The sequence below is a fragment of the Sporosarcina sp. P1 genome (assembly GCF_002743155.1).
GTDB lineage: Bacteria > Bacillota > Bacilli > Bacillales_A > Planococcaceae > Sporosarcina > Sporosarcina ureae_B.
The window spans coordinates 1-3,312 of the sequence record NZ_PDYS01000040.1; the positions used below are offsets into that span (position 1 = coordinate 1).

Here is a 3,312-nt window from a genome sequence, read left to right on the forward strand (position 1 = left end):
ATAGGTTAAGTCCTCGATCGATTAGTATCTGTCAGCTACATACGTCGCCGTACTTACACCCCAGACCTATCCACCTCATCATCTTTGAGGGATCTTACTTACTTGCGTAATGGGAAATCTCATCTTGAAGGGGGCTTCATGCTTAGATGCTTTCAGCATTTATCCCGTCCATACATAGCTACCCAGCGATGCCTTTGGCAAGACAACTGGTACACCAGCGGTATGTCCATCCCGGTCCTCTCGTACTAAGGACAGCTCTCCTCAAATTTCCTGCGCCCGCGACGGATAGGGACCGAACTGTCTCACGACGTTCTGAACCCAGCTCGCGTGCCGCTTTAATGGGCGAACAGCCCAACCCTTGGGACCGACTACAGCCCCAGGATGCGACGAGCCGACATCGAGGTGCCAAACCTCCCCGTCGATGTGGACTCTTGGGGGAGATAAGCCTGTTATCCCCGGGGTAGCTTTTATCCGTTGAGCGATGGCCCTTCCATGCGGAACCACCGGATCACTAAGTCCGTCTTTCGACCCTGCTCGACTTGTAGGTCTCGCAGTCAAGCTTCCTTATGCCTTTGCACTCTGCGAATGATGTCCAACCATTCTGAGGAAACCTTTGAGCGCCTCCGTTACTCTTTAGGAGGCGACCGCCCCAGTCAAACTGTCCACCTGACACTGTCTCCTGCCCGGATCACGGGCAAGGGTTAGAAGTCCAATACAGCCAGGGTAGTATCCCACCAATGCCTCCTCCGAAGCTAGCGCTCCGGAATCCAAGGCTCCTACCTATCCTGTACAGGCTGCACCGGAATTCAATATCAGGCTACAGTAAAGCTCCACGGGGTCTTTCCGTCCTGTCGCGGGTAATGCGCATCTTCACGCATATTATAATTTCACCGAGTCTCTCGTTGAGACAGTGCCCAGATCGTTACGCCTTTCGTGCGGGTCGGAACTTACCCGACAAGGAATTTCGCTACCTTAGGACCGTTATAGTTACGGCCGCCGTTTACTGGGGCTTCAATTCAGAGCTTCGCTTGCGCTAACCCCTCCTCTTAACCTTCCAGCACCGGGCAGGCGTCAGCCCCTATACGTCATCTTACGATTTTGCAGAGACCTGTGTTTTTGCTAAACAGTCGCCTGGGCCTATTCACTGCGGCTCTCTCGGGCTATTCACCCTACCAGAGCACCCCTTCTCCCGAAGTTACGGGGTCATTTTGCCGAGTTCCTTAACGAGAGTTCTCTCGATCACCTTAGGATTCTCTCCTCGCCTACCTGTGTCGGTTTGCGGTACAGGCACCTCCCGCCTCGCTAGAGGCTTTTCTTGGCAGTGTGAAATCAGGGACTCTGGAGATTAATCTCCTCGCCATCACAGCCTAGTGTTATATGAGAACGGGATTTGCCTCGTTCTCCACCTCACTGCTTAGACACACAACCAACTGTGTGCTCACCCTATCCTACTGCGTCCCCCCATTACTCAAACGGCGGGGAGGTGGTACAGGAATATCAACCTGTTGTCCATCGTCTACGCCTATCGGCCTCGACTTAGGTCCTGACTAACCCTGAGCGGACGAGCCTTCCTCAGGAAACCTTGGGCATTCGGTGGAAGGGATTCTCACCCTTCTTTCGCTACTCATACCGGCATTCTCACTTCCAAGCGCTCCACCAGTCCTTCCGGTCTAGCTTCAACGCCCTTGGAACGCTCTCCTACCATTGACCCTAAGGTCAATCCACAGCTTCGGTGATCTGTTTAGCCCCGGTACATTTTCGGCGCAGCGCCACTCGACCAGTGAGCTATTACGCACTCTTTAAATGATGGCTGCTTCTAAGCCAACATCCTGGTTGTCTGGGCAACGCCACATCCTTTTCCACTTAACAGATACTTGGGGACCTTAGCTGGTGGTCTGGGCTGTTTCCCTCTCGACAATGGATCTTATCACCCACTGTCTGACTCCCAAACATAAATCATCGGCATTCGGAGTTTGTCTGAATTCGGTAACCCGGGATGGGCCCCTCGTCCAAACAGTGCTCTACCTCCGAGATTCTTTCGTTTGAGGCTAGCCCTAAAGCTATTTCGGAGAGAACCAGCTATCTCCAGGTTCGATTGGAATTTCACCGCTACCCACACCTCATCCCCGCATTTTTCAACATACGTGGGTTCGGGCCTCCAGTCAGTGTTACCTGACCTTCACCCTGGACATGGGTAGATCACCTGGTTTCGGGTCTACGACCCCATACTGATTCGCCCTATTCAGACTCGCTTTCGCTGCGGCTCCGCTTTCTCAGCTTAACCTTGCATGGAATCGTAACTCGCCGGTTCATTCTACAAAAGGCACGCCATCACCCATTAACGGGCTCTGACAATTTGTAAGCGCACGGTTTCAGGATCTATTTCACTCCCCTTCCGGGGTGCTTTTCACCTTTCCCTCACGGTACTGGTTCACTATCGGTCACTAGGGAGTATTTAGCCTTGGGAGATGGTCCTCCCGGATTCCGACGGAATTTCACGTGTTCCGCCGTACTCAGGATCCACTCTGGAGAGAATATGCTTTCGACTACGGGGCTTTTACCCTCTTTGGCAGACCTTTCCAGGTCGCTTCATCTAACACATTCCTTTGTAACTCCGTATAGAGTGTCCTACAACCCCAAGAAGCAAGCTTCTTGGTTTGGGCTCTTCCCGTTTCGCTCGCCGCTACTAAGGGAATCGATGTTTCTTTCTCTTCCTCCGGGTACTTAGATGTTTCAGTTCTCCGGGTGTGCCACGAGTATGCTATGTATTCACATACACGTACTGTCCCATTATGGACAGTGGGTTTCCCCATTCGGAAATCTTCGGATCAAAGCTCACTTACAGCTCCCCGAAGCATATCGGTGTTAGTGCCGTCCTTCATCGGCTCCTAGTGCCAAGGCATCCGCCGTGCGCCCTTTCTAACTTAACCTATAAAAGGTCCAACTTCATCCTAGCGATAGGATTCCATCGGTTAAAAAGATTGCTTGAATCGCATATATGCGACTCGGTTGATTACTTGATTACTTTCAATGTCGTTTTATCCAGTTTTCAATGAACAAGAAAAAAGTTTTGAACACTCACGATATGAGCCTTCAAAACTGAACGCAAAACGTTAACGTGATAGATCGAAGATCTATCTTCCGAATGTTTCTTCCGTATTTCAGGCAAGAAAACATTATCCTTAGAAAGGAGGTGATCCAGCCGCACCTTCCGATACGGCTACCTTGTTACGACTTCACCCCAATCATCTGTCCCACCTTCGGCGGCTAGCTCCCCTAAGGGTTACCCCACCGACTTCGGGTGTTACAAAC

General features: G+C 51.5%; 2 rRNA genes. Both read right to left on the reverse strand.

Features of this window, described 5'->3' with window-relative positions:
• Position 1 precedes the first annotated feature (1 nt).
• Positions 2 to 2,930: ribosomal RNA gene (locus CSV73_RS16195) — 23S ribosomal RNA — on the reverse strand.
• Between the two features lie 256 nt (positions 2,931 to 3,186).
• Positions 3,187 to 3,312, reverse strand: a 16S ribosomal RNA gene (locus tag CSV73_RS16200); the annotation flags it as partial.